This window comes from Teichococcus wenyumeiae (genome assembly GCF_003696345.1).
GTDB classification, from domain to species: domain Bacteria; phylum Pseudomonadota; class Alphaproteobacteria; order Acetobacterales; family Acetobacteraceae; genus Pseudoroseomonas; species Pseudoroseomonas wenyumeiae.
Genome location: NZ_RFLX01000008.1, coordinates 111,788 through 132,736, shown reverse-complemented (window position 1 = coordinate 132,736; position 20,949 = coordinate 111,788). Strand labels below are relative to the sequence as shown.

16 protein-coding genes and 1 pseudogene are annotated in these 20,949 nt (G+C 66.6%); 10 read left to right on the top strand and 7 right to left on the bottom strand.

Annotated elements, in window-relative coordinates; all coding sequences use genetic code 11:
• Positions 1-138: 138 nt before the first annotated feature.
• Positions 139-1,971: an SLC13 family permease gene (locus EBE87_RS12870; RefSeq protein WP_120638408.1), complete on the bottom strand. Its 1,833-nt coding sequence runs from the start codon at positions 1,969-1,971 to the stop codon at positions 139-141.
• A 953-nt stretch (positions 1,972-2,924) separates the two neighbouring features.
• Here EBE87_RS12870 and EBE87_RS12865 point away from each other — a divergent pair.
• From EBE87_RS12865 to EBE87_RS12855, 3 genes and pseudogenes are all read left to right on the top strand, one after another.
• Positions 2,925-3,152, top strand: a complete 228-nt coding sequence (locus EBE87_RS12865) for a hypothetical protein (RefSeq protein WP_147426056.1) — start codon at positions 2,925-2,927, stop codon at positions 3,150-3,152.
• A 303-nt stretch (positions 3,153-3,455) separates the two neighbouring features.
• Positions 3,456-3,928, top strand: a pseudogene (locus tag EBE87_RS12860) (transposase); the annotation flags it as partial.
• A gap of 207 nt (positions 3,929-4,135) precedes the next feature.
• The gene (locus EBE87_RS12855) at positions 4,136-5,416 is read left to right on the top strand and encodes a DEAD/DEAH box helicase (protein ID WP_120638418.1); all 1,281 of its coding nucleotides are present in this window, start codon (positions 4,136-4,138) and stop codon (positions 5,414-5,416) included.
• A gap of 289 nt (positions 5,417-5,705) precedes the next feature.
• Here the strand turns inward: EBE87_RS12855 and EBE87_RS12850 are convergent, their stop codons facing one another.
• Complete coding sequence (locus EBE87_RS12850; RefSeq protein ID WP_120638410.1) at positions 5,706-6,674, bottom strand: LysR family transcriptional regulator; 969 nt, start codon at positions 6,672-6,674, stop codon at positions 5,706-5,708.
• Positions 6,675-6,739: 65 nt separating this feature from the next.
• Here EBE87_RS12850 and EBE87_RS12845 point away from each other — a divergent pair, with 65 nt between their 5' ends.
• Positions 6,740-7,846 carry an amidohydrolase family protein gene (locus tag EBE87_RS12845; protein ID WP_233553207.1) on the top strand — a complete coding sequence of 369 codons (1,107 nt, stop codon included), beginning with the start codon at positions 6,740-6,742 and terminating at the stop codon, positions 7,844-7,846.
• 248 nt (positions 7,847-8,094) lie between these two features.
• On the opposite strand, the gene EBE87_RS12840 is transcribed toward EBE87_RS12845, so the two are convergent.
• Entirely contained in the window at positions 8,095-9,717 is a 1,623-nt protein-coding gene (locus EBE87_RS12840) for a bifunctional aspartate transaminase/aspartate 4-decarboxylase (RefSeq protein WP_120638412.1), read from the bottom strand.
• A 21-nt stretch (positions 9,718-9,738) separates the two neighbouring features.
• Entirely contained in the window at positions 9,739-11,424 is a 1,686-nt protein-coding gene (aspT, locus tag EBE87_RS12835) for an aspartate-alanine antiporter (protein WP_120638419.1), read from the bottom strand.
• Positions 11,425-11,442: 18 nt separating this feature from the next.
• Between aspT and EBE87_RS29700 the strand changes: the two genes are divergently transcribed.
• Positions 11,443-11,643 carry a hypothetical protein gene (locus EBE87_RS29700; protein ID WP_147426057.1) on the top strand — a complete coding sequence of 67 codons (201 nt, stop codon included), beginning with the start codon at positions 11,443-11,445 and terminating at the stop codon, positions 11,641-11,643.
• Positions 11,644-12,097: 454 nt separating this feature from the next.
• On the opposite strand, the gene EBE87_RS12830 is transcribed toward EBE87_RS29700, so the two are convergent.
• Positions 12,098-12,976 (bottom strand): SDR family oxidoreductase, encoded by an 879-nt coding sequence (locus EBE87_RS12830; protein ID WP_120638413.1) that lies wholly within the window; start codon positions 12,974-12,976, stop codon positions 12,098-12,100.
• A gap of 98 nt (positions 12,977-13,074) precedes the next feature.
• Here EBE87_RS12830 and EBE87_RS12825 point away from each other — a divergent pair, with 98 nt between their 5' ends.
• Positions 13,075-13,968, top strand: coding sequence for a LysR family transcriptional regulator (locus tag EBE87_RS12825; protein WP_158600878.1), 894 nt, complete (start codon positions 13,075-13,077; stop codon positions 13,966-13,968).
• Positions 13,969-13,976: 8 nt separating this feature from the next.
• Here EBE87_RS12825 and EBE87_RS12820 read toward each other — a convergent pair whose 3' ends face one another.
• Positions 13,977-14,579, bottom strand: a complete 603-nt coding sequence (locus EBE87_RS12820; RefSeq protein WP_120638415.1) for a TetR/AcrR family transcriptional regulator — start codon at positions 14,577-14,579, stop codon at positions 13,977-13,979.
• A 75-nt stretch (positions 14,580-14,654) separates the two neighbouring features.
• On the opposite strand from EBE87_RS12820, the gene bdcA reads away from it, so the two are divergent.
• The 4 genes from bdcA to EBE87_RS12800 all read left to right on the top strand — a co-directional run bounded on the left by bdcA (position 14,655) and on the right by EBE87_RS12800 (position 20,548).
• Positions 14,655-15,368 carry an SDR family oxidoreductase gene (gene bdcA / locus EBE87_RS12815; RefSeq protein WP_120638416.1) on the top strand — a complete coding sequence of 238 codons (714 nt, stop codon included), beginning with the start codon at positions 14,655-14,657 and terminating at the stop codon, positions 15,366-15,368.
• A 478-nt stretch (positions 15,369-15,846) separates the two neighbouring features.
• On the top strand, positions 15,847-17,499 hold the full coding sequence (locus EBE87_RS30310; protein WP_122140021.1) for a Na/Pi cotransporter family protein: 1,653 nt from the start codon (positions 15,847-15,849) through the stop codon (positions 17,497-17,499).
• Positions 17,500-17,711: 212 nt separating this feature from the next.
• Positions 17,712-19,589 (top strand): ribonucleoside-diphosphate reductase subunit alpha, encoded by a 1,878-nt coding sequence (locus tag EBE87_RS12805; protein ID WP_120640793.1) that lies wholly within the window; start codon positions 17,712-17,714, stop codon positions 19,587-19,589.
• 98 nt (positions 19,590-19,687) lie between these two features.
• Complete coding sequence (locus EBE87_RS12800; protein ID WP_120640792.1) at positions 19,688-20,548, top strand: alpha/beta fold hydrolase; 861 nt, start codon at positions 19,688-19,690, stop codon at positions 20,546-20,548.
• A gap of 86 nt (positions 20,549-20,634) precedes the next feature.
• Here the strand turns inward: EBE87_RS12800 and EBE87_RS12795 are convergent, their stop codons facing one another.
• Positions 20,635-20,940: a zinc ribbon domain-containing protein YjdM gene (locus tag EBE87_RS12795; protein ID WP_120640791.1), complete on the bottom strand. Its 306-nt coding sequence runs from the start codon at positions 20,938-20,940 to the stop codon at positions 20,635-20,637.
• Positions 20,941-20,949 lie beyond the last annotated feature (9 nt).

The following is a 20,949-nucleotide window of genomic DNA, read 5'->3' as shown; positions in this document are numbered from 1 at the left end:
CAAGCACCGAATCCTGCGATCGGGAGGACGTGGAGCAACTCTTCGCGAAAACGCAAGAACGGGCGCCGAGGCCGGCGGATCGCGCAGGTGGCCCGGGCGGCGGAACTGCCGCGCTGCGCCAGCCTGCAAGTTCGGGAACTACCGCACGGGCAGCAGCAAAGGCACCAGCGCCAGGCTCACCACCATCACCAGCACGGTGAAGGGCACGCCGATACGCAGGAAGTCACCGAAGCGATAGCGTCCTGGCCCCATGACCAGCATGTTCACCGGCGAGGATACCGGCGTCATGAAGGCTGCTGAGGCAGCCAGGGCAACGATCATGGCGAAGGGATAGGGCGAGAAACCCAGCTCTCGCGCCGTGGCGATGGCGACGGGCGCCATCAGCACGGCCGTCGCGGTATTGGAGATGAACAGGCCGGTCAGAGCCGTCGCCACGAACAGGCTGGCCAGCAGGGCGTAAGGTCCTGCTTCTCCCACCAGATTGATCAGCCCATCCGCCGCCATGGCGATGCCGCCGGTTTTCTGCAGGGCCAGGGAAAAGGGCAACATGCCGCCGATCAGGACGATGGTCTGCCAATGGATGGCCCGGTAGGCGCTGTCCATGTCGATGCAGCGGAAGCCCAGCATCATCAGGCAGCCGACCAAGGCGGCCTGCACATGTGGCAGCACGCCGCTGACCATCATCACGATGACCACGGCCAGGCTGAGCAGGGCCTGCGGCGCGCGGTCGGCGGCAGGGGACAATTCCTCCAGATCCGCCGGCTGGCTGAGCAGCAGGAAGCTCCGCTTGCCGCGCTGGGAGCGGCGAAGCTCTTCCCAGGGGCCAACCAGCAGCAGCGTGTCTCCGGCCTGCAGCTTTTCCTCCAGCACACCCTTGCCCCAGGCAGTCCGGCCGCGGCGCAGTCCCACCACCGTCAGCCCGTAGGTGGAGCGGAACTCGGCTTCCAGCACCGATCTGCCGGAGAGCGGAGAGTCAGGGGGAATCATCACCTCGGCCAGGCCGATGGGATGTGGCTTGCGGATCGTGTCGAGATCGCGAAGCGGCGAATGCTGCAGGCCCAGCCGGGCGGCAAGCGCCAGCATACTTTCTTCAGAGCCGGCGAAGTGGACGATCAGCGAATCACCCGCGCGTAGCACCGTCTCCCCGGCCGGATTCAGGAAGGTGGAGGTGAAGCGCCGCGGGCGCTCGACGGCCATGACAATCAGGCCATGCGCGCCGCGCAGGCGCAGCGCCTCAAGGCTATGCCCGGCAAGCGGCGAGTCAGCCTTGATGCGGAGACGGTGGGAGGACTCGATGAGGCCGTAATCCCGGATGAGCTGCGCCAGGGTCGGCTGGCCGTGGCGCCCCGCTTCCTCCGGCTCCGCATCCGCCAGCCACCGACGCGCCACAGTCATGTAGGCGATGCCGAGCAGCAGGATCGGTAGCCCGAAGGGTGTGAAGCTGAAGAAGCCGAAGCCGGCATATCCCTCCCGCAGCAACGCGCTGTTCACAACCAGATTGGGCGGCGTTCCCACCAGCGTCATCATGCCGCTGATCAGGGCGGCGAAGCTCAGCGGCATCATGATCTGGCCGGGTGCGATCCGCAGCCGCATGACGATGCGCATGACGATGGGGATGAAGATGGCGACCACCCCGGTGGAACTCATCACAGAGCCCAGCGTCGCGACGGCCAACATCAGCATCGTCATGAGCCTGCCGCTGCTGCCGCCCGTGCGGGAAGCGATCCAATCTCCCAGGCGGCTGGCGACACCGGTCCGGACCAGCCCTTCGCCGATCACGAAAAGGGCAGCGATCAGCACAACACTGGGCTGGCTGAAACCGGCCAGCGCTTCCTGAACGGTAAGGATGCCGGTCAGCGGCAGGGCAACGATCATGATCAATGCGACCGCATCCACACGCGGGCGGCCCCAGGCGAACATGCCGATCGCCGCTGCCAACAGGCCGAATACGACAGATAGGTCCAGGGACATGACCGTGCTCCGGCAGATGATATTACTGCCTGTTGTTGCCATAGAGAACTAACACCGCTCAGTCCATGAAGACATGTTTTCCAGGATAATGCCCCGAAATGCGCCAATCACCTGCCGGATGAGTGATTGAGCGCCAGATGCCGCAATGCCAGGATCAGGATCTATCAACGAGGTTCTCGCGCTTTGATCCTGCCGTGATTCCATGGTGACAGAAGGTGCTGCCATGGCTGACCTGTCTTGGCAGACGGCGGCGCAGATCCAGCGGATCGCGTCCAACATACCGCTTTCGTATGGAGGCGCAGCGAGTGGATGATCAGCGCGCAGTCGGCGGCACCATCCATAACAGCTTGTGCTGGCGCGATGCTCCTACCATGTGCAGCCCGCACAAGACTCTATGGAACCACTTTGTTCACAGGAGTCGCATAGGTGTCTTCAACCGCATCTTCTCTAGGCTTGCGGGATGCAAAGGCCAGCCGTATCGGCTGCTGATCGGCGCCATTCACCTCAAGGCGCACCGCACGGCAGCTGGCTTGCTTGCAAAGAGACTGTTCCCCGCCATATGGGGCGCACCAAGGGTGGCCTGAACTCCAAGCTGCACACGGTTTCGGATGAGTGAGGCCGCCACTGGCGATGCTGTCCGAATACCCAGATGAGCGACCACAAAGGCGCAGCGCCGATGCTCGGTACCTTGCCGCATGCCCGCGCCCCGGACCGCGACAAGGGCTAGGACAGCAACTGCTTCCGCGAAGCCACGACCGCTCGCAGCATCAGGCCCATATTTTGTCACGCCGCAGCCACAAGCAGCGCATCCCGCATAATAGGATGCTGAATCGCCATGTGCATCTGCGCGCTTCGGCCTGAACTCTCGACCACATGTCATGGTGCTGCCCAGCCTGAGACACTCCAGTGTACTTCAGCAGAGCGCGCCTCTATTTTCCTTGCAGGATCACACCATGACCAAGGTTCCGAACCTCGCCACCGTCGTGCTGCGCCGCGACGATGCCGGGCGCTACGCCGTCCTCTCCCGTGCCGCCATGCCTTCCGGCGGGCTGCTGCCCGGGTGGAGGGTCATCCTCGACGCCGGCAGGCCGTTCTGCTTCCGCGCCGGGCTGGACGTGAACACCAGCCACGGCGGCTCAGGGACTGCGCGACATCGCGGCGTGGCTCACCGCCGTCACTGACCGAGTTCGTCGAGCAGAAGTACCTGCCGCAGATCCGGCCGATCCGGCGCAGAGGTAAAGCCCTCCTAGGCGACGAAGCCGCCATGGGTCTGGGTGCAGACACGGCAGCCTCCAAGGTGCTCATGGGCCGGAGGCGATCACAGCGGTGGCGATTCCGATAGAAGCAGGGCAGCAGCACTCGGTTCGATGACGGTGAACGCCCTATGATACTCAAACGCTGGGATGAGCGTCAGGATCACCTTCAGCGGGACTGTCGGAAATTCCGTGTTTGGGATCGTACGGTGCTGTTGAGGGAGCCATCGTATGCCGCGACGCAAACAGCCCCTGATCCTGGATGAGCTGTTGGATCAGCTCCTGGCCGGATTCGCCCCGCGACGGCCCTGGCCGATAGCGGTCTCCTGGACGGGTTCAAGAAGCCCTGGCCGAACGGGTACTCAACGCCGAGCTGGACCATCATCCCGACGGCGGTGAGCCTGATGGCCGATCCAACGGCCGCAACGGCTATGGCAGCAAGACGGTGCTGGCCGGCACGGGCAAGCTTGACCTAAAGATCCCGCGCGACCGGCTCGCGACCTCCGACCCGCAGTTGATTGCCAAGTACCAGCGCCGCTTTCCAGGCTTCAACGACAAGCTGTCGGTCGCAGTGTTCGATGTACGCCCGGGGCATGAGCACGCGGGAGATCCAGGGCCACCTGCGCGATCTCTATGGCATCGGCGTCTCGCCCGACTTGGTCAGCGCTGTGACGGATGCCGTGCTGGACAAGGTTGCCGAGTGGCTCCTGACAGTCCCGGCTTGCCCCGTCGATAAGCGCGGCGGTTCAGGGGAGAGGGTTCGTGACCGTCGCAGGTGGGGAGAGGACCTCCTCGACCCCCTGCTTCTTCGCGTTGACCCAGTGCAGCATCACTCGTAAAAGCCCGCCTCCCTGAACCAGCGAAGCCCGAACAGGCGCAGCCTTATCCAGCGCCGGAGGCGCCGCTTGACCATGCCCATGACTTTCGCCGACCTTGCCCTGGCGCCGTCCCTGCTGCGCGCCTTGGCCGAGGAAGGCTACGCCAAGCCCACCCCCATCCAGGCGCAGTCGATCCCGATGCTGCTGGAGGGCCGTGACCTGCTGGGCATGGCCCAGACCGGCACAGGCAAGACCGCCGCCTTCGCGCTGCCGCTGCTGCATCGCCTGGCCATGGCGCCCCGCCCGGCACCCAAGGGCGGCGCCCGCGTTCTGGTCCTGGCGCCGACGCGCGAGCTGGTCTCTCAGATCGCCGATGGCTTCGAGAGCTTCGGCCGCCATCTGCGGCCCAGCGTGACAACGATCTTCGGCGGCGTCAGCCAGTTCCACCAGGTCAATGCGCTCAAGGCGGGTGTGGACATCATCGTGGCGGCGCCAGGGCGGTTGCTGGACCTGATCGACCAGGGCCTCTGCGACCTGTCGCAGCTTGAGGCGCTGGTGCTGGACGAGGCCGACCAGATGCTCGACATGGGCTTCGCCAAGCCAATCGAGCGCATCGTGGCGACCCTGCCGAAGGACCGGCACACGCTGCTGTTCTCGGCAACGATGCCGAAATCCATCGCGGCTCTGGCCGAGAGCCTGCTGCGCGACCCGGCGAAGGTCGAGATCGCGCCCCCCTCAACCACCGTCGACCGGATCGAGCAGTCGGTCATGTTCGTCGATGCCGCCGACAAGAAGGCGGCGCTGCTGGCGCAGTTGCGGGCGCCCGGGATCGGCCAGGCCGTGGTCTTCACGCTGCAGAAGAACATCGCCAACGAGGTCTGCGCCTTCATCACCGAGGCGGGCATCACGGCCGAGGCGCTGCACGGCAACAAGTCGCAGGGCCAGCGCGAGCGCGCGCTGGACGCCTTCCGTGCCGGCACCGTGCAGGTCCTGGTGGCGACGGATATCGCGGCGCGCGGCATCGACGTCGATACCGTGACGCATGTCTTCAACCATGACCTGCCGAGCCTGCCGGAAAGCTATGTCCACCGCATCGGCCGCACCGGCCGCGCGGGGCGTAGCGGCTTCGCCGTCACGCTCTGCGATGCCGAGCAGCGCGCCTGGCTGCGGGATGTGGAGCGGGAAATCGGCCGCGCTCTGACCGTGCAGGCCGATCATCCGTGGCATTCGGAAGCGGCGCGCAATTCGACCATGCGCCCCCCTGTGCTGGGCGGCGGGCCGGTCAAGCAGATCAAGCCGCAGGAAAAGCGCGAGCGCAAAGTCTGGACCGAGGAAGAGAAGCTCGCCGCGCGGGCAGCGGCCAAGGCCGCCTGAGAGGAGGCCTGATAAGACTGGCCAGTCTGCCACAACGGAATTTCGCTATTCCGGTGGCGTTGCTGCTCCTCGCCCCTGGCAGGGCGAATTGCCCTGATCGGGCGACATAGCGCCCGACGGGTGATGTCTGCTCCCAGGAAGCTGGATGCACATGTTCAACGATCGGAATGGGCGCGAAGCAGCCGACCCATGCTGGCCGACAGCGGAATGGCAGCTCTCCGCGGGAAAGGCGCAGAAGCCGCCAACGACCCGCAAGCGCTTTCCGCCGGTGCTTGTTGTCCCCGTCTGGTCAAGGCGGCCCGGAAGCTGATCGTCCCTGATCTGCCGAACGTCGTTGGGCCGACACGATGTTGCGGCACACCGCCATGAGGGTGCCGCGCAACCATTGATGGGCCGGGTCGGCGTCCAGGCGCGGGTGCCACATCGCCGACACGACGATCTCCGGTGTGCGGACGGGGAGCTCGAAGCTGGCAAGCCCGTCCGGCGGCGGGTCAGCGCGTGTCATGTCCTTGCCCAGGCACGCGCGTGGCACCAGTGCGACCAGATCCGACTGCCGCGCGATGCGCAGCGCGTCGCGGTATCCGGGCATGACGGCGACAATCGCCCGGTGCAGCCCTTGAGCCTCCAGGGCTTCGTCGACCGGCCCTCTGAAGCTGGCCTTGCGCGAGGCCACGACATGCTGGCAGGCGGCATAGCGTTCCGGCGTCACCGCTCCCGCCAGCAATGGATGTCCTGCCCGCACCGCGCCAACGAAGCTGTCGCGGAAGATGACCTGGGTGCGCACCTCGGGAGCGGAGGCGCCGAGAACCCCGACCTCAAGGTCGATCTGCGCCTCCCGTAAAGGACCGGCATCCTTGTCGGGCTTGGGCGCGAACCGCAGGCAGGCACGCGGCGCCGCATCTGTGACGGCAGCCACCAGAGGCACGGAAAACAGTTCCACGAACCCTTCACTGGCGCGAATGGTGAAGGTCCGCGCCAGCGCGGCGACATCCAGGCGGCCGTGCCGCGGGCTGAGAACCGTGCGGACGTCATGGGCGAGCGCATGCACCTGGTCGCGCAGTGCCGCGGCCCGGGGTGTCGGTACAAGCCTGCGACCGGCGCGCACGAGCAGCGGGTCGCCGGTCGTGGCACGCAGCCGCGCCAGCGTCCGGCTCATGGCGGAGGAACTCAGGCCCAGGCGGCGTGCCGCCGCGGTCACGCTTCCTTCGGCCAGCAGCGCGTCCAGCGCGGTCAGCAGGTTCAGGTCGACACTGTCCATGGCTTATTGGTAGGCCGGTCCGGCTGCCCGGCACAGGCGCCGCGTGCAACGATCATGTGCATGCGATGCGTCTGGCGCCGCTTGGCGGTGCCTTCATATCTGCTGTCGTCCTGACCGGCACAGACCGCCCATGCCGCACCGGTGAGGCACTGAAACGCCAGAAGGTGGCAGCAATGAAATTGATCGGTATCGAAGAGCACTTCCTCACGTCCGAAGTGCGGGATGCATGGCACGCCATCGGCCTGGAAGCGGCCGACCCGAGCGTGGCGGTGCATTCCGGCATCATCGAGGACCGGCTGCTCGACCTCGCCGAGGAGCGGCTGGCCCTGATGGACGAGACCGGGCTGGACGTGCAGGTCCTGTCGCTGACCACGCCCGCGCTCCACGACCTCGGGCCGGACAGTGTCGACATGGCGAGGCGCATCAACGACGCCCTGGCGGCGGCGGTCGCGCGTCATCCAACGCGGTTCCAGGCCTTTGCCACGCTGCCGGTCGCCATGCCGGAGGAAGCCGCCCTGGAACTTGAGCGGTGCGTCCGGACGCTCGGCTTCAAGGGAGCCATGCTGTGCGGCAGGGTGGGGTCGCGCAGCCTCGACGATCCGTTCCTGTCGCCCATCCTCCGGAGCGCCGAGGCATTGGGCGCGCCGATCCTGCTGCATCCCCGCACGCCCGAGGCGGCGGTGCGGGCCGCGTACTATTCAGGCTTCAAGCCCGAGATCGATGCCGCCTTCGCCTCCTATGGGCTTGGCTGGCACTACGACGCGGGCATCCAGTTCATTCGACTGGTGCTGGCAGGCACCTTCGACCGGATGCCGCGCCTGCAGGTGATCCTGGGACACTGGGGCGAGCTGGTGCTGTTCTATGCCGAGCGCCTCGCCGCCATGGACCGGGTCTCCGGTCTGGCTCATCCGATCGGCACCTACCTGCGCCGCAACCTCTATGTCACGGCGAGCGGCATGTTCCTCCCGCACTATCTCGAGCGCGCCGCAGCCGTCGTGGGCCACGACCGCCTGCTGTTCTCCACCGACTTCCCGTACCAGTACCGTCCCGGCCACGACGCGAAACGGTTCCTGCAGAACTGCGGTCTCGATGAGGCCCAGAAGGCCGGGTTTGCCCATGCCAACTGGTTGCGCCTGACAACCGAATGCAACATGCAGGCTGGTGCCCGGTGAGTGGAGGGGCGCGCCCGCCACCTGTGACATGACCTTGGCCGTGTATGGCCGCAGGCGCATGCCCGCGGTGTGAAAGCTGATCGGCTACCCAGATGTCTGAGAAGGGAGCAGATCCGTCCGAGCGCCTTTATCTGGCGGTGGGCAACACAGGTGCGGCAGCAGACGCTGGAGGCCACGGTCGGCTCGAACTTCGATCTGTTCGAGCCGTTGAGCGGAAGCTTCTGCTGCGGCAATGCCCTGGGTGCTGGTCACCGCTTTGTGGGCGTGTCCTTCGGCTGCTGCTGCATGAACTCGGCGTGGAATTCATCGGCCATGCGCCGCAGCTCCCGGCCAATGCGGGCGTATTCGTATTCGTTGAGATTAGCGAGTGAGACACGGGCCGCCGGCTGCTGCGTGCCGAAGCCACGCCCGGGTAGCAGCACGATGCCCGCCTGATCGGCAACGCGGAACAGCAGGTCGCCGGAGCTGGAGCGCTCGGTGATCCAGGCGCCAAAGGCCTCGCCGTAAAGCCGCGTCGCGATCCGCTGCAGGTCGAGCAGCGTGTAGTAATCCACCGCGTTCGGCCCTGATTCCGGCGGCAGGCCGAGCTCCCGGTACAAGGTCGCCTCACGCCGTCGCACGAGCTTCTTCAGCTCCGCCTTGTAGCTGTCGCTCTCGTCCATCATCGCGAAGAGGGCGAACATCACCATCTGCACCTGCTGCGGCGTCGAGAGCCCGGCGGTGTGGTTCAGCGCCACCGTGCGGCTGTCCGCCACCAGGCGGTCGATGAAGTGCAGGGACCGCACATCCGGAACCAGCGAGCCGTAGCGCCGGTCCAGTGCCGTCTTTGCCTCCTCGGGCAATGCCGCGATGCTGCGGTCCATCACATTGTCCTGGTGCGTCGCCACCACGCCAAGCCGCCAGCCGGTTGCACCGAAGTACTTCGAGAAGGAGTAGACCAGAATGGTGTTCTGCGGGCAGGCGGCGAACAGCGAACGGAAGTTGTCGGCGAAGGTGCCATAAACATCATCGGTCAGGATGATCAGGTCCGGCCGGCTTTCCTTCACGATGCTCGCGACGCGCGCCAGGCTGCGGTCGTCCATCTTGACGGAGGGCGGGTTGCTGGGATTGACGCAGAAGAAGACCTTGACCGCCGGGTCCTTCAGCTTGTCCAGCTCCGAATCCGGGTATTGCCAGTCCTGATCAGGATCGGCGTGGATCTGCACTTCTTCCAACGCGTAGTTGTCGAGTTGTGGAATCTCGATATAGGGGGTGAAGACAGGCAGGCCGATCGCCACCTTGTCGCCCTTGGCCACCAGATGGTTCTTCTGCAGGCTGTCGAAGATGTAGGTCATGGCGGCGGTGCCGCCTTCGAGCGCGAAGAGATCGATGGCGTCGCTCGACTGGTAGCCGCCGATCATCTCCCGCACCAGGTACTGCTTCACGATCTGCTCGCTGATGCGCAGCATGCGCGGCGGCTCCGGGTAGACGCCGCCGAGCACGCCTTCCACCAGCTCATGCAGGAAGTCCGAGGCGGGGAGGCCAAGCTGGTCGCGCACATAGCTCAGCGCCCGGCCGAGAAAGGTGACGCCGGCCTGATCGCGATGCTCGGCGATGAAGCGCTCGAACCGCCCCTCGATGCCTTCGAGGCGCGGCAGCCCGCCGATGCCGATCGGCATGTAGGAATAGGAGAGTTCGGATTCCGACACGGCGAAAAGGCCAAGGCGCAGGAAGGCCCGGCGTGGCAGCGTCGCCATGAAATTGGGATTGCCGCGGCCGGCATTGAGCATCAGGCGGTTCGCCTTGCCGGAGGCAAGCCGGATCAACTCATCCTTCAGCTCGAAAGGGCTCAGCTTGGCATACTGGGCGTAGTCGTCCTGCCTGGTTTCCATGGAACGGCCTCCTGCCGTGTGTCATGCAAAGGCCACGACCAGCGGCCCAAGCAGCGTGAGGAACACATTCGCCAGCGCATAGGTGATGGCGAAAGGCGCGGTGGGGATGGAGTTGCCAGCCTTGTCCAGCACCTCGCCGAAGGCTGGATTGGCGGAGCGGGAGCCGGACAGCGCACCGGCAAAGATTGCGGTGTTGTTGTAGCGCAGCACGTACTTGCCGACCGCCATGGTGATCAGCAGCGGCAACACCGTGACGACGACGCCAAGCAGAAAGATGGTCAGGCCCTGATCCAGCACCGTGGTCACCGCCTGCTGGCCGGACTGCAGCCCGACGGCCGCGACGAAACCCGCGAGGCCGAGATCGCGCAGCAGGGTGGAAGCCCCTGTTGGCATATTGCCGATGGCGAGGTGGCGGCCGCGATACCAGCCGAACAACAGGCCGGAGAGCAGCGCGCCACCGCCGCTGCCGAGCGTCAGCGGCACATCGGCCACCCGCACCACGGCGAGGCCGATCAGCAGCCCCAAGGCAAGGCCGAGGCCGTGGAACACGAAGTCGGTCTTGTCGGAAGGCACGATCACCGTGCCGGCCGTACTCGCCGCGCGCTGCACATCGCCGGCGGCACCATAGAGGGTGGCGACGTCACCGCTCTCCACCCGGGTTGTCGACTGAAGCGGCACCGGCTGGCCGCCGCGCCGCAATGCCGAGAGGAACACGCCATGCCGCATTTCCGGCGCCGCTGCTTCGTGGATCTCGGCGACGGTGCGGCCAACATAGGCCGGGTTGGTTACCGCCACGTCCCGCGTCAGGGTGACGACATCCATCCCCTCGGAGGACTGCAGTTCCGGCCCGATCCGCCCCGCGAGGTCGACAAGGCCGGCGCGCCGGCCGACCACCAGCACGACGTCGCCACGTTCCAGCTTGACCAGTGGCTCCACGCCGACAAACGAGCCCGCGTGCTTGATCCGCTCGACCGACACCGTGACGCCGGCCTGCGATTCCAGCTCTGCCACCGTTTGCCCGGCGGATTGCTCAACCTTGAACAGCCGGCCCACAATATCGGGTACCGCAGGCTGCTCGCCCGGACCATAGACTTTCACGCCGGCGAGCAACGCCGCTTCGGCCTTCAGCGCGTCGTCGCGGATGCTGTGGCCGGTGAACCAGGGCAACAGGTTGACGCAGATGATGATCGCGCCAAAAGAGCCAAAGATGTAGGTCACGGCGTAGCCAACCGCGACATTGCTCTGTAGCCGCTGCACTTCCTCGGCCGCGAGCCCGAGCTTTGTAATGGCGGAACCGGCGGTGCCGATGATGGCCGATTGCGTCAGCCCGCCGGCCGCGATCCCCGCAGCCAGCCCTTTGTCGAGCCCGAACATGCGGGCCAGCACCAGCACCGTGGCCAGCGCGCTGACCGAGAGCACAACGGCCAACACGATCTCGCGGATCGACTGACGCCCGAGGGAACGGAAGAACTGCGGGCCGCTGTCGAAGCCAACCGCATAGATGAACAATGCGAAGAGGATCGACTTCACGCCGTTGTCGATGTGGACACCGAACTGGCTGATCACCACCGCCGCCAGCAGTGAACCGGCCACGCCGCCAAGCTGGAATTTTCCGAACTGAAAGCGGCCGATCCAGTAGCCAATGGCAAGAGAGAGAAAGAGGGCGATTTCGGGGGATTGATCCAGAATGGCATGAATCCAGGACACAGCATTCAACCCCGAGAAATGACCATCAAGCAGCGACCGAAAATCGATCCGCTTACAAATGAACTTCACAGAGGCATCGGATTTTCAGAAGAACTAATCGCCTGGTCGCGGAACGGTGTTGGAATTTCCCCGGCGGAGACCGGCGGCGTGAAAAAAGAGGCCGCGTCCTGGGCTTTACCGAACTCGATGCGCTTCGCCGTTGGATCGGCCTTGTTCTAGCTGCTTCCTGAGTGCCTCAGGTGTCGGGGCATTGATGAGCGGTAACAATGGAGGATGTCGTGTCACACCATCTGGAAGACCAATCCACCTTCGCAGGCGGGTGAGGAGAATTCACCCGGAACCGTTCCTGATGACGCGGTTTGGCTGCACGTCACCTATCCACGACGTAGGTGCTGAGCACAGGAAGCAGGCGCTTGTTGGCTTCATGGATGCCATCCAGCTTCATCCCGGCGGCTGGATGTTTCGCCACGATGACACTAGCGGACTTCTGACAACGAGCCGGACATAGTCCCTTAGCCAGCAGGTGGTTCGGCTCAGGCAATGCGGCGGAAGGGAACTGGCAAGGTGTCTTCGTGCGGCCGGCCGTCTCGCCACCACCGGGCCATCGATGCTTGCGGCAAGCGAGGCACCGTGAGCGGCGCGTTCCTTTGCCAGTGCCTCTCCCGTGGACCAGTCAGTGCCTGTCGTTCCAGGACTTGGCGGTCTCCTCCGCGAAGGCTTGGTAGCGGCGCGGCGGATGCCCGATCAGACCTTCGAGCACAGCCTGGCTGTCCTGGCCCGGCACCATGCCGTGGCGGTGGAAGCCCCGCAGCATCAGGCGCATGTCATGGGCCAGCCAGCCAGGCATCATGCCGGCTGCCTGTTGCTCGAAGCTGGCCAGGTCGTTGCCGCCATGCCGCACCTCGCGCCCCAGGGCAGAGGACCAGATCGACGCCACGTCCTCTCCCGTCAGCGTATCCGGGCCAACGAGTTCCACGGTGCTGCGGGGCAGCGGGTGAGGCGCGCGGCTGCGGCGCAGCAGTTCCGCCGTGGCGGCATCGGCGATGTCGCGCGCGTCAACCATGGCGATCCCCAGCTCACCGAGCGGCTGCGGGTAGATGCCGGCTTGCAATGCTTCCCGGAACATCGCGTCGTTCTGCATGAAATAGGCAGGTCGGAGGACAGTCGCGGGGATCGCCTGGCTGTCGATGACGCGTTCCACGAGGTACTTGCCCGCGAAGTGGGGAACGTCGTCGAACAGGCTGCTGTTGAACACCGACAGGTAGACAATCCGGCGGATGCCCGCCTCACGCGCGAGGTCGAGCGTGATGAGCGCCTGCGTCGTCTCATCGGGCACGACGGCATTGAGCAGGAACAGGGTCTCGATCCCCTTCAGCGCCTCGCGCATGGAGGCGGGGTCCGCCATGTCGCCCTTCACGGGTACGACGCTGCCTGGCGGCTTGAGCCTGGAGGTGTCCCGCGTCAGCGCCCGCACGGGCACGTCGTGTTGCGCGAGCCGCTGCAGCACCAGTGAGCCGATGGTCCCGGTGCTGCCGGTCACGAGGATGGTCATGGTTTCGATCCCATTTGTTTGGCAGGGACGATGTATGCCGCCCGTGCCATCCTCAAATGACCGTCGCTGAAACGCAGCGTCCCAGGAATGCAACGCCGATGGACCTGAATGCCGTGCGCGACTTCCTCGCCGTGGCCGAGCACGGCGGCTATGCCGAGGCCGGCCGGGTGCTGGGGCTCCCGAAGTCCACGCTGTCGCGGCGCGTGGCGGCGCTGGAGCGGTCGCTCGGGGTACGCCTGCTGGACCGGAATTCGCGCCGGCTGCGCCTCACAGCCGAGGGCAGCGTGTTCCGGGACCGCGCGAAGGACCTGATCGCATCCCTGACGGACCTGGAGGAGCAGCTTCGCCCTGAAGGCGCTCCGCTATCCGGACGGCTGCGCATCAGCGTGCCTGTGCTATTCGGACACACCTTCCTGGGCCAGATCGCGGCGCGCTTCGCCGCGCTGCACCCCGGCATCGTGCTGGAGGCGGCTGTGGAGGACCGGCACGCCGATCTGCTGCGCGACGGCTTCGACGCCGCCTTGCGGGTCAACCCCGTTCCTGACGGCACCCTCAGCGGGCGCCTGCTGGGCCGCAACCGGCTGCTCCTGGTCGCCGCGCCGGCCTTGGCGGATCGGCTCGGCTACAAGGGCCGCTCACCCCAGGATCTGGTCTGGCCTGCTGTGGTGCGGCAGGGCTGGGGCAGCGATGGCGGCTGGGACATCGCCGGAACCCAGGGGCCGGTGCGCGTCCGCGCCGATCTGCGGCTCAGCCTGTCCTCGCCGCTGGCCATGCGGGATGCCGTGGTCGCCGGGGCTGGCGCCGCGCTGCTGCCGGCCTCCCTGGTGCGGCCGGATCTTGCCAATGGCCGGCTGGTATCCCTGGGGGAGCGGAGCGGTGGCCCCGAGGAGGTCTGGATCGTGCATGCATCCGGCCGCCTGCCCAGCCGGCGCCTGCGTGCCCTGATCGACACGATGGTCGCCTATTTCACGGAGGAACCGATCCTCGGGTGAGCAGGCGCTTAGTCGCGAAGCGCCTGCGTGATGCCGATGCTCGCGAGGCGAGCCGTGGCGAGGAGGCGGTCCAGGTCATGGCCTGAGCGGGCCATGCTGGAGAGACCCGTCATCAGGGTGACGACGTAATCCGTCAGTTGCCCTGCCAGCTCCGGATGGGTGGCCGCGACGAAGCGGTGGATGGTGTCCTGGGCGGCGGCGACAAGGGCGCGGGCGGCCTCCCGCGCCTCGGGGTCGTTGCAGCGGGCACCCTCGAGGGCGAGGCAGCCGGCGGCGGAGCCGGGCTTGGTGCAGTCCGAGGCGTAGCGGCGGGCGGCCTCCTCCAGCACGGCGGCGAGGGCTTCGGTCACCGGGCGGCCGGGGCGCAGGATCTCCTGCAGGGGAACGCCTTCGCTCTCGGTGTAGCGGCCGAGGGTGCGGGCATAGAGGCCTGCCTTGCTGCCGAAGGCGGCATAGAAGCTGGGCGGGTTGATGCCGAGGGCTTCCGTGATGTCGGCAACGCCGACCGCATCGTAGCCGCGGGCGTGGAAGAGGCGCTGGGCGGTCGCGACCGCTTCCTCCGGGTCGAAGCGGCGGGGGCGGCCACGCGGGCGAGGTGTTTTTGTAGTCATTAATACAAAAGCCATTGACGGGGCATGCGGGTGATTTATGTAGCGGTGACTAGGTTAAATCTCAAGGAGGGCCCGATGGCCGGTTTTCAGGGTAAGTCCGTTCTGGTGCTCGGTGGCAGCCGGGGCATCGGGGCGGCGATCGTGCGGCGCTTCGCGGCGGAAGGCGCGGCGGTGACATTCACCTATGCCGGCTCCCGCGAGGCGGCGGAGCGGCTGGCGGCCGAGACAGGCAGCACGGCGGTGGCGACGGACAGCGCGGACCGGGATGCGGTGATCGCGCGGGTGCGCGACAGCGGGCCGCTGGATGTGCTGGTGGTGAACGCGGGAGTGGCCATGATGGGTGACCCGCTGGAGCTGGAGGCGGACGCGGTGGACCGGATGATCCGCATCAACGTGGCCGCGCCCTATCACGCGGCGGTGGAGGCGGCTCGCCGGATGCCGGAGGGCGGGCGAATCGTGGTGATCGGCTCCAATGTCGGGGACCACGTGGGATTTCCCGGAATCGCGGCCTATGCGCTCACGAAGTCGGCGGTGCAGGGGCTGGTGCGCGGGCTGGCGCGGGACTTCGGGCCGCGCAGCATCACGGTGAACGCGGTGCAACCGGGGCCAGTGGATACGGACATGAACCCGGCGGACGGGCCGCTGAAGGACATCGTTTACGGGCAGATGGCGATCAAGCGGCACGGGCAGCCGGACGAGATCGCGGGGATGGTTGCCTGGCTCGCAGGGCCGGAAGCGAGCTTTGTGACCGGAGCGATGCACACGATCGACGGCGGCTTCGGCGCCTGAGGCCGGGGCAGCGATTTTTCGGATGCCTCAATAGCCGCTGCCTCTGCCCATGGGGCGTTCCAACGATCCGGAAGCAGGAGTTCGGATCGCTGGAGGTGCGCCATTCCTTTCTGGCCCGCGATCAGGACCTCACTGCAAGCCCGGTGGAAACGCCGGGCTTTTCGCGTTCCGGCGTTCCCGGATGGAAGCGGAGGACAGGGCGGAATCCACAGCCGGTTTGCCGTGTCGGCCGTGCCAGCGTGGTTCGCACATCCAGGCCGTGCAGCGGGTTGAAGCCGGGTCGCGCCCCTGGCGTCACGCCCGTCTGGTCCTTCAGTCGAAGCCCGGGGCGCAATGCCTTCCCTGCAAGCCCGCCGCGCTTCGGACAGGTGGCGGCGGCCCTCCGGCACATCGCCGCCGTCGCAAAACTGTCACACAATCCCCATACTGCTCTGACTGGCCTGTTGGGGTCGAACTGCACGAAGGGAGGTGGCCCACCATGGCCTTCATCATCGCGGCGATCAGCCTGGCAGGGGCCATTGCCCTGCTGCTCTGGGGAACGCGCATGGTGCAGACCGGGGTGCAGCGCGCCTTCGGGCCCAGGCTCCGGGTGGTGCTGGGCCGGGCGCTGGACAACCGCGTCAAGGCCTTCCTGGCCGGTATCGGAGTGACGGCCGCGTTGCAGAGCAGCACAGCCACCGGGTTCATGGTGGCGGGCTTCGCCGCTGGCGGCGTGGTGGCGGCGGTGCCGGCCCTGGCGGTGATGCTGGGCGCCAACCTGGGCACCACGCTGATCGTGCAGCTGCTCTCCTTCGATGTCGCCTTTCTTTCCCCGCTGCTGGTGCTGGCCGGCTTCCTGATGTTCCGGCGCGACCCGGCCTCGGTGGCGCATGACCTGGGGCGGGCGGCGATCGGCCTGGGCCTGATGCTGCTGGCGCTGCACCAGTTGATGGAGCTGATGGCGCCGCTGGAAACCTCGCCAGCGCTGCGGCAACTGCTGGAGCTGGTGTCGGTGGTGCCGCTGCTGGATGTGCTGCTGGCCGCGGTGCTGACCTGGGCCACCCATTCCTCGGTGGCCGTGGTGCTGCTGACCATGTCCCTGGCCGGGCACGGCATCCTGCCGACCGAGGCCGCCTTCGCCATGGTGCTGGGCGCCAACCTGGGCAGCGCGGTCAATCCGCTGCTGGAAGGCACCCGGCGCGACGACCCGGCGGCACGCCGGGTGCCGGTGGGCAATCTGCTGAACCGCGTGGTGGGGCTGGCCATCGCCCTGCCGCTGCTGCCCTGGATTGCCCAGTGGGCCGGGGCAGGGGAGCCGGCGCGGGCCGTGGCCCTGTTCCATACCGGCTTCAACCTGGTGCTGGCGGCTGCCTTCCTGCCGCTGCTGACGCCCTATGCCGCCCTGCTGCGCCGCTGGCTGCCGGAGCGCCCGGCGGCGGCCGACCCGGCCCGCCCGATCTATCTGGACCCGGCGGCCCAGCGCGTGCCGGGCGTCGCGCTGGGCGCCGCGGCGCGGGAGGCGCTGCGCCTGGCCGATATCCTGGAGGAGCTGCTGGGCGCCGCGCGGGACACGCTGGGCGCCCGCCGCCCGCCCACCGGCAGCAAGGCGCTGGACGAGGCGCTGGGCCGGCTGGCCCAGGCCATCCGCGCCTGGCTGGCGGCGCTGGATACCGAGGCGCTGTCCGAGGCCGATCACCGCCGGATGCGGGAGATCGTGACCTTTGTCACGCAGTTGGACCAGGCCGGCAGCGTCGCCCGGCGCATCCTGCTGCCGCATGCCGCCGCGCTCTGGAAGGACGGCCATCCGGTCGACGAGGCGGGGGTGGATGAGCTGCGCGCCCTGCTGGACCGGCTGACCGGCAACCTCCGCGCCGCCGCGTCCCTCTTCATGACCGAGGACCCCCGCGCCGCCCGCATGCTGGCGGAGGAGAAGACCGCCTTCCGGCAGTTGGAGGAGGCTTCGACTCGCACCCATCTGGAACGGCTGCGGGGCGGCGCGGCGGAGGCGGTGGGGGCCAGCGCCCTGCATCTCGACCTTCTGCGCGATATCAAGCAGATCAACAGCCATCTGGTAGCCGCCGCCGCCTATCCGGTGCTGGAGAGGGTGGGCGCGCTGCTGCCCAGCCGGGTGGTGGAGCCGGACCGCGCATAAATTTTTTCGGGGGTGTGACATGGCCTGGGCAAGGCTGTGGAGAACCCGAAAAAATCGGCCTTTAGCCGGCGTTTCTGAACTGTGAGGAAAGGACCGGACCCCCAACCACTAGGGTTTTGCATGCATCCCATCCCTAAATCTGGTGTTGATGGGCGCGAGGCCAGGGTGCAAACCTGCGGCCGATCGAAGCCTAGCCACAGGGATTTTCTGCCGTGTTCGATGCCATCCAGCTCGAAGGCCATAGCCAGGTTCGCCTGGACCGTACACGCGATGCGCTGTTGACCGATTTCGGCAAGGCCACCCTGGACGATCGCTACCTGATGCCGGGTGAATCCTACCAGGATCTCTTTGCCCGCGTCGCCAGCGCCTATGGCGACGACACGGCCCATGCCCAGCGCATCTACGACTATATCAGCAAGCTCTGGTTCATGCCGGCGACGCCGGTGCTGTCCAATGGCGGCACCACGCGCGGCCTGCCCATCTCCTGCTTCCTGAACGAGGCCAATGACAGCCTGGATGGCATCGTCGGCCTCTGGAACGAGAATGTCTGGCTGGCCTCCAAGGGCGGCGGCATCGGCTCCTACTGGGGCAATCTGCGCTCCATCGGCGAGAAGGTCGGCCAGAACGGCAAGACCTCCGGCATCATCCCCTTCATCCGCGTGATGGACAGCCTGACGCTGGCCATCAGCCAGGGCTCGCTGCGCCGCGGTTCCGCCGCCGTCTACCTGCCGGTCTCGCATCCCGAGATCGAGGAATTCGTCGACCTGCGGCGCCCCACCGGCGGCGACCCGAACCGCAAGGCGCTGAACCTGCACCACGGCGTGCTGATCCCCGACGCCTTCATGCGCGCGGTGGAAGCCGACGAGGAATGGGCGCTGACCTCGCCCAAGGACGGCGCCATCGTGCGCAAGATTTCTGCTCGTGCGCTGTGGATCCGTATCCTGATGGCGCGCATCGAGCAGGGCGAGCCGTACATCATCTATTCCGACCACGCCAACAACGCGCGGCCGGAGCACCACAAGCTGGCCGGGCTGGAGATCAAGACCTCCAACCTCTGCGCCGAGATCATGCTGCCCACCGGGCGCGACCAGCATGACCAGGAGCGGACGGCGGTCTGCTGCCTGTCCTCCCTCAACCTCGAGACCTGGTTCGAGTGGAAGGACGACCCCAACTTCATCCCCGATGTGATGCGGTTCCTGGACAACGTGCTCCAGAACTTCATCGACACCGCGCCGGACAGCATGGCGCGCGCCAAGTACAGCGCGATGCGGGAGCGTTCCGTCGGCCTCGGCGTGATGGGCTTCCATTCCTTCCTGCAGGCGCAGAACGTGCCCTTCGAGAGCGTGATCGCGAAGGTCTGGAACACCCGGATGTTCAAGCACATCCGCGCCCAGGCCGATATCGCGAGCCGTGTGCTGGCCGAGGAGCGCGGCCCGTGCCCCGATGCCGCCGAATACGGCTTCATGGAGCGTTTCTCGAACAAGATGGCGATCGCGCCGACGGCCTCGATCTCCATCATCTGCGGCGGTGCCTCTCCGGGCATCGAGCCGATCGCGGCCAATGTCTATAACCACAAGACGCTGTCGGGCTCCTTCATCGTGCGCAATCCGTCGCTGAAGAAGGTGCTGGCGCAGCATGGCCGCGACGACGAGGACACCTGGACCTCGATCACCGTCAACAAGGGCAGCGTGCAGCACCTGGACTTCCTGACGGAGCAGGAGAAGGCCGTCTTCAAGACCGCCTTCGAACTCGACCAGCGCTGGGTGGTGGAACATGCGGCCGACCGCACGCCCTTCATCTGCCAGTCGCAGTCGGTGAACATCTTCCTGCCGGCGGATGTGCATAAGCGCGACCTGCACCAGATCCACTACCAGGCCTGGAAGAAGGGCGTGAAGTCGCTCTACTACTGCCGCAGCCTGTCGATCCAGCGCGCCGACACTATCAGCGAGAAGGTGGCCGCGCAGCCGAAGCTCGGCATGGCGGAAGCCACCAGCCTGGAAGCCGTGCTGCCGCTGACGGTGCCCGCCCGCGCGCAGGTCATGGTCAGCGAGAACAGCACCGACTACGAGGAATGCCTCGCCTGCCAGTGATGCGGGCGCGAGGCTGAACGGACCAGGGCCGGCGGGGATTCACCCCGACCGGCCCTTGGCTTTATGATCGTCCCGTTACTGAAGAACCGAGGACGTTCATGCGCGCCAAGATTCGCGATACCGAGATTTACTTCGACGTCGAAGGCATGGGGCTGGTGCCGGATGGCCCGCGGATGCGGGAGCGCCCGGTGGCCTTCGTGCTGCATGGCGGCCCCGGCAGCGACCACAGCGGCTTCAAGCCCGGATTCTCCCCGCTCGCGGAGCGGATGCAGCTTGTCTATATCGACCACCGCGGCCAGGGGCGTTCCGCCAAAGGCGACCCCGAGCGCTACAATCTCGATGAGAATGTCGAGGATCTGGAAGCCCTGCGGCAGTATCTCGGCCTCGGGCCCATCGTTTCCATCGGCACCAGCTACGGCGGCATGGTCGCCATGGCGCATGCGGCGCGCTACCCGGATTCCGTCTCGCATCTCGTCTGCGTCGTCACGGCGGCGCATAGCGGCTTCATGCCGCGCGCGCAGCAGATCGTGGCCGAGCGCGGCACGCCGGAACAGCAGCGTGTCTGCGACATGCTCTGGAACGGCGAGTTGGATACGCTGGAGAAGGTGCAGCACTATTATGACGTGATGGGGCCGCTTTATTCCACCACCTACGACCCCCAGCGCAGCAAGGATGGCCGCGCCCGCACCCTGCATGAGCCCGAGGCGCTGAACCGCGCCTTCCGCCCCGGCGGCTTCCTGCGCAGCTACGACCTGCGCCCGGAACTGCCGAAGATCACCGCCAAGACGCTGGTGCTGGGCGGCGCGCATGACTGGATCTGCGCCCCGGAATTCTCGCGGGAGATCCATGAGCTGATCCCCGGCTCCGACCTGCGCATCTTCGCCAACAGCAGCCACTCCATCCGCGCCGATGAGCCGGAAGCGATGATGGACGCGATCAAGGGCTTCATCGTCTACTGAGGCTCGGCAAGGCCCCGCGACCGGCTTCTGTGGCCGGGCGCGGGGCCACGGGCTGAATCCCGCTTGGCCCTTCTGCAGAGGGGGGCTCAGCGCTTGCGCACGAACTCCGCCCGCAGGACCAGGCCCTTGATGGTGTCGTGGCGGCAGTCGATCTCCTGGTCATCGTCCGTGAGGCGGATAGACCGGATCACCGTCCCCTGCTTCAGAACCTGGTTTGCCCCTTTGACCTTCAGGTCCTTGATGAGGGTCACCGCATCCCCATCCGCCAGAAGGTTCCCGGCCGCGTCACGGACTTCGGGCCGGGCGGTGGCCTGATTGGCGGCTACCTCGGAAGCAGGCCGCCATTCGCCCGTGGCTTCGTCATACACATAGTCATCGCTGTCGTTGGCCATGCCTGCCTC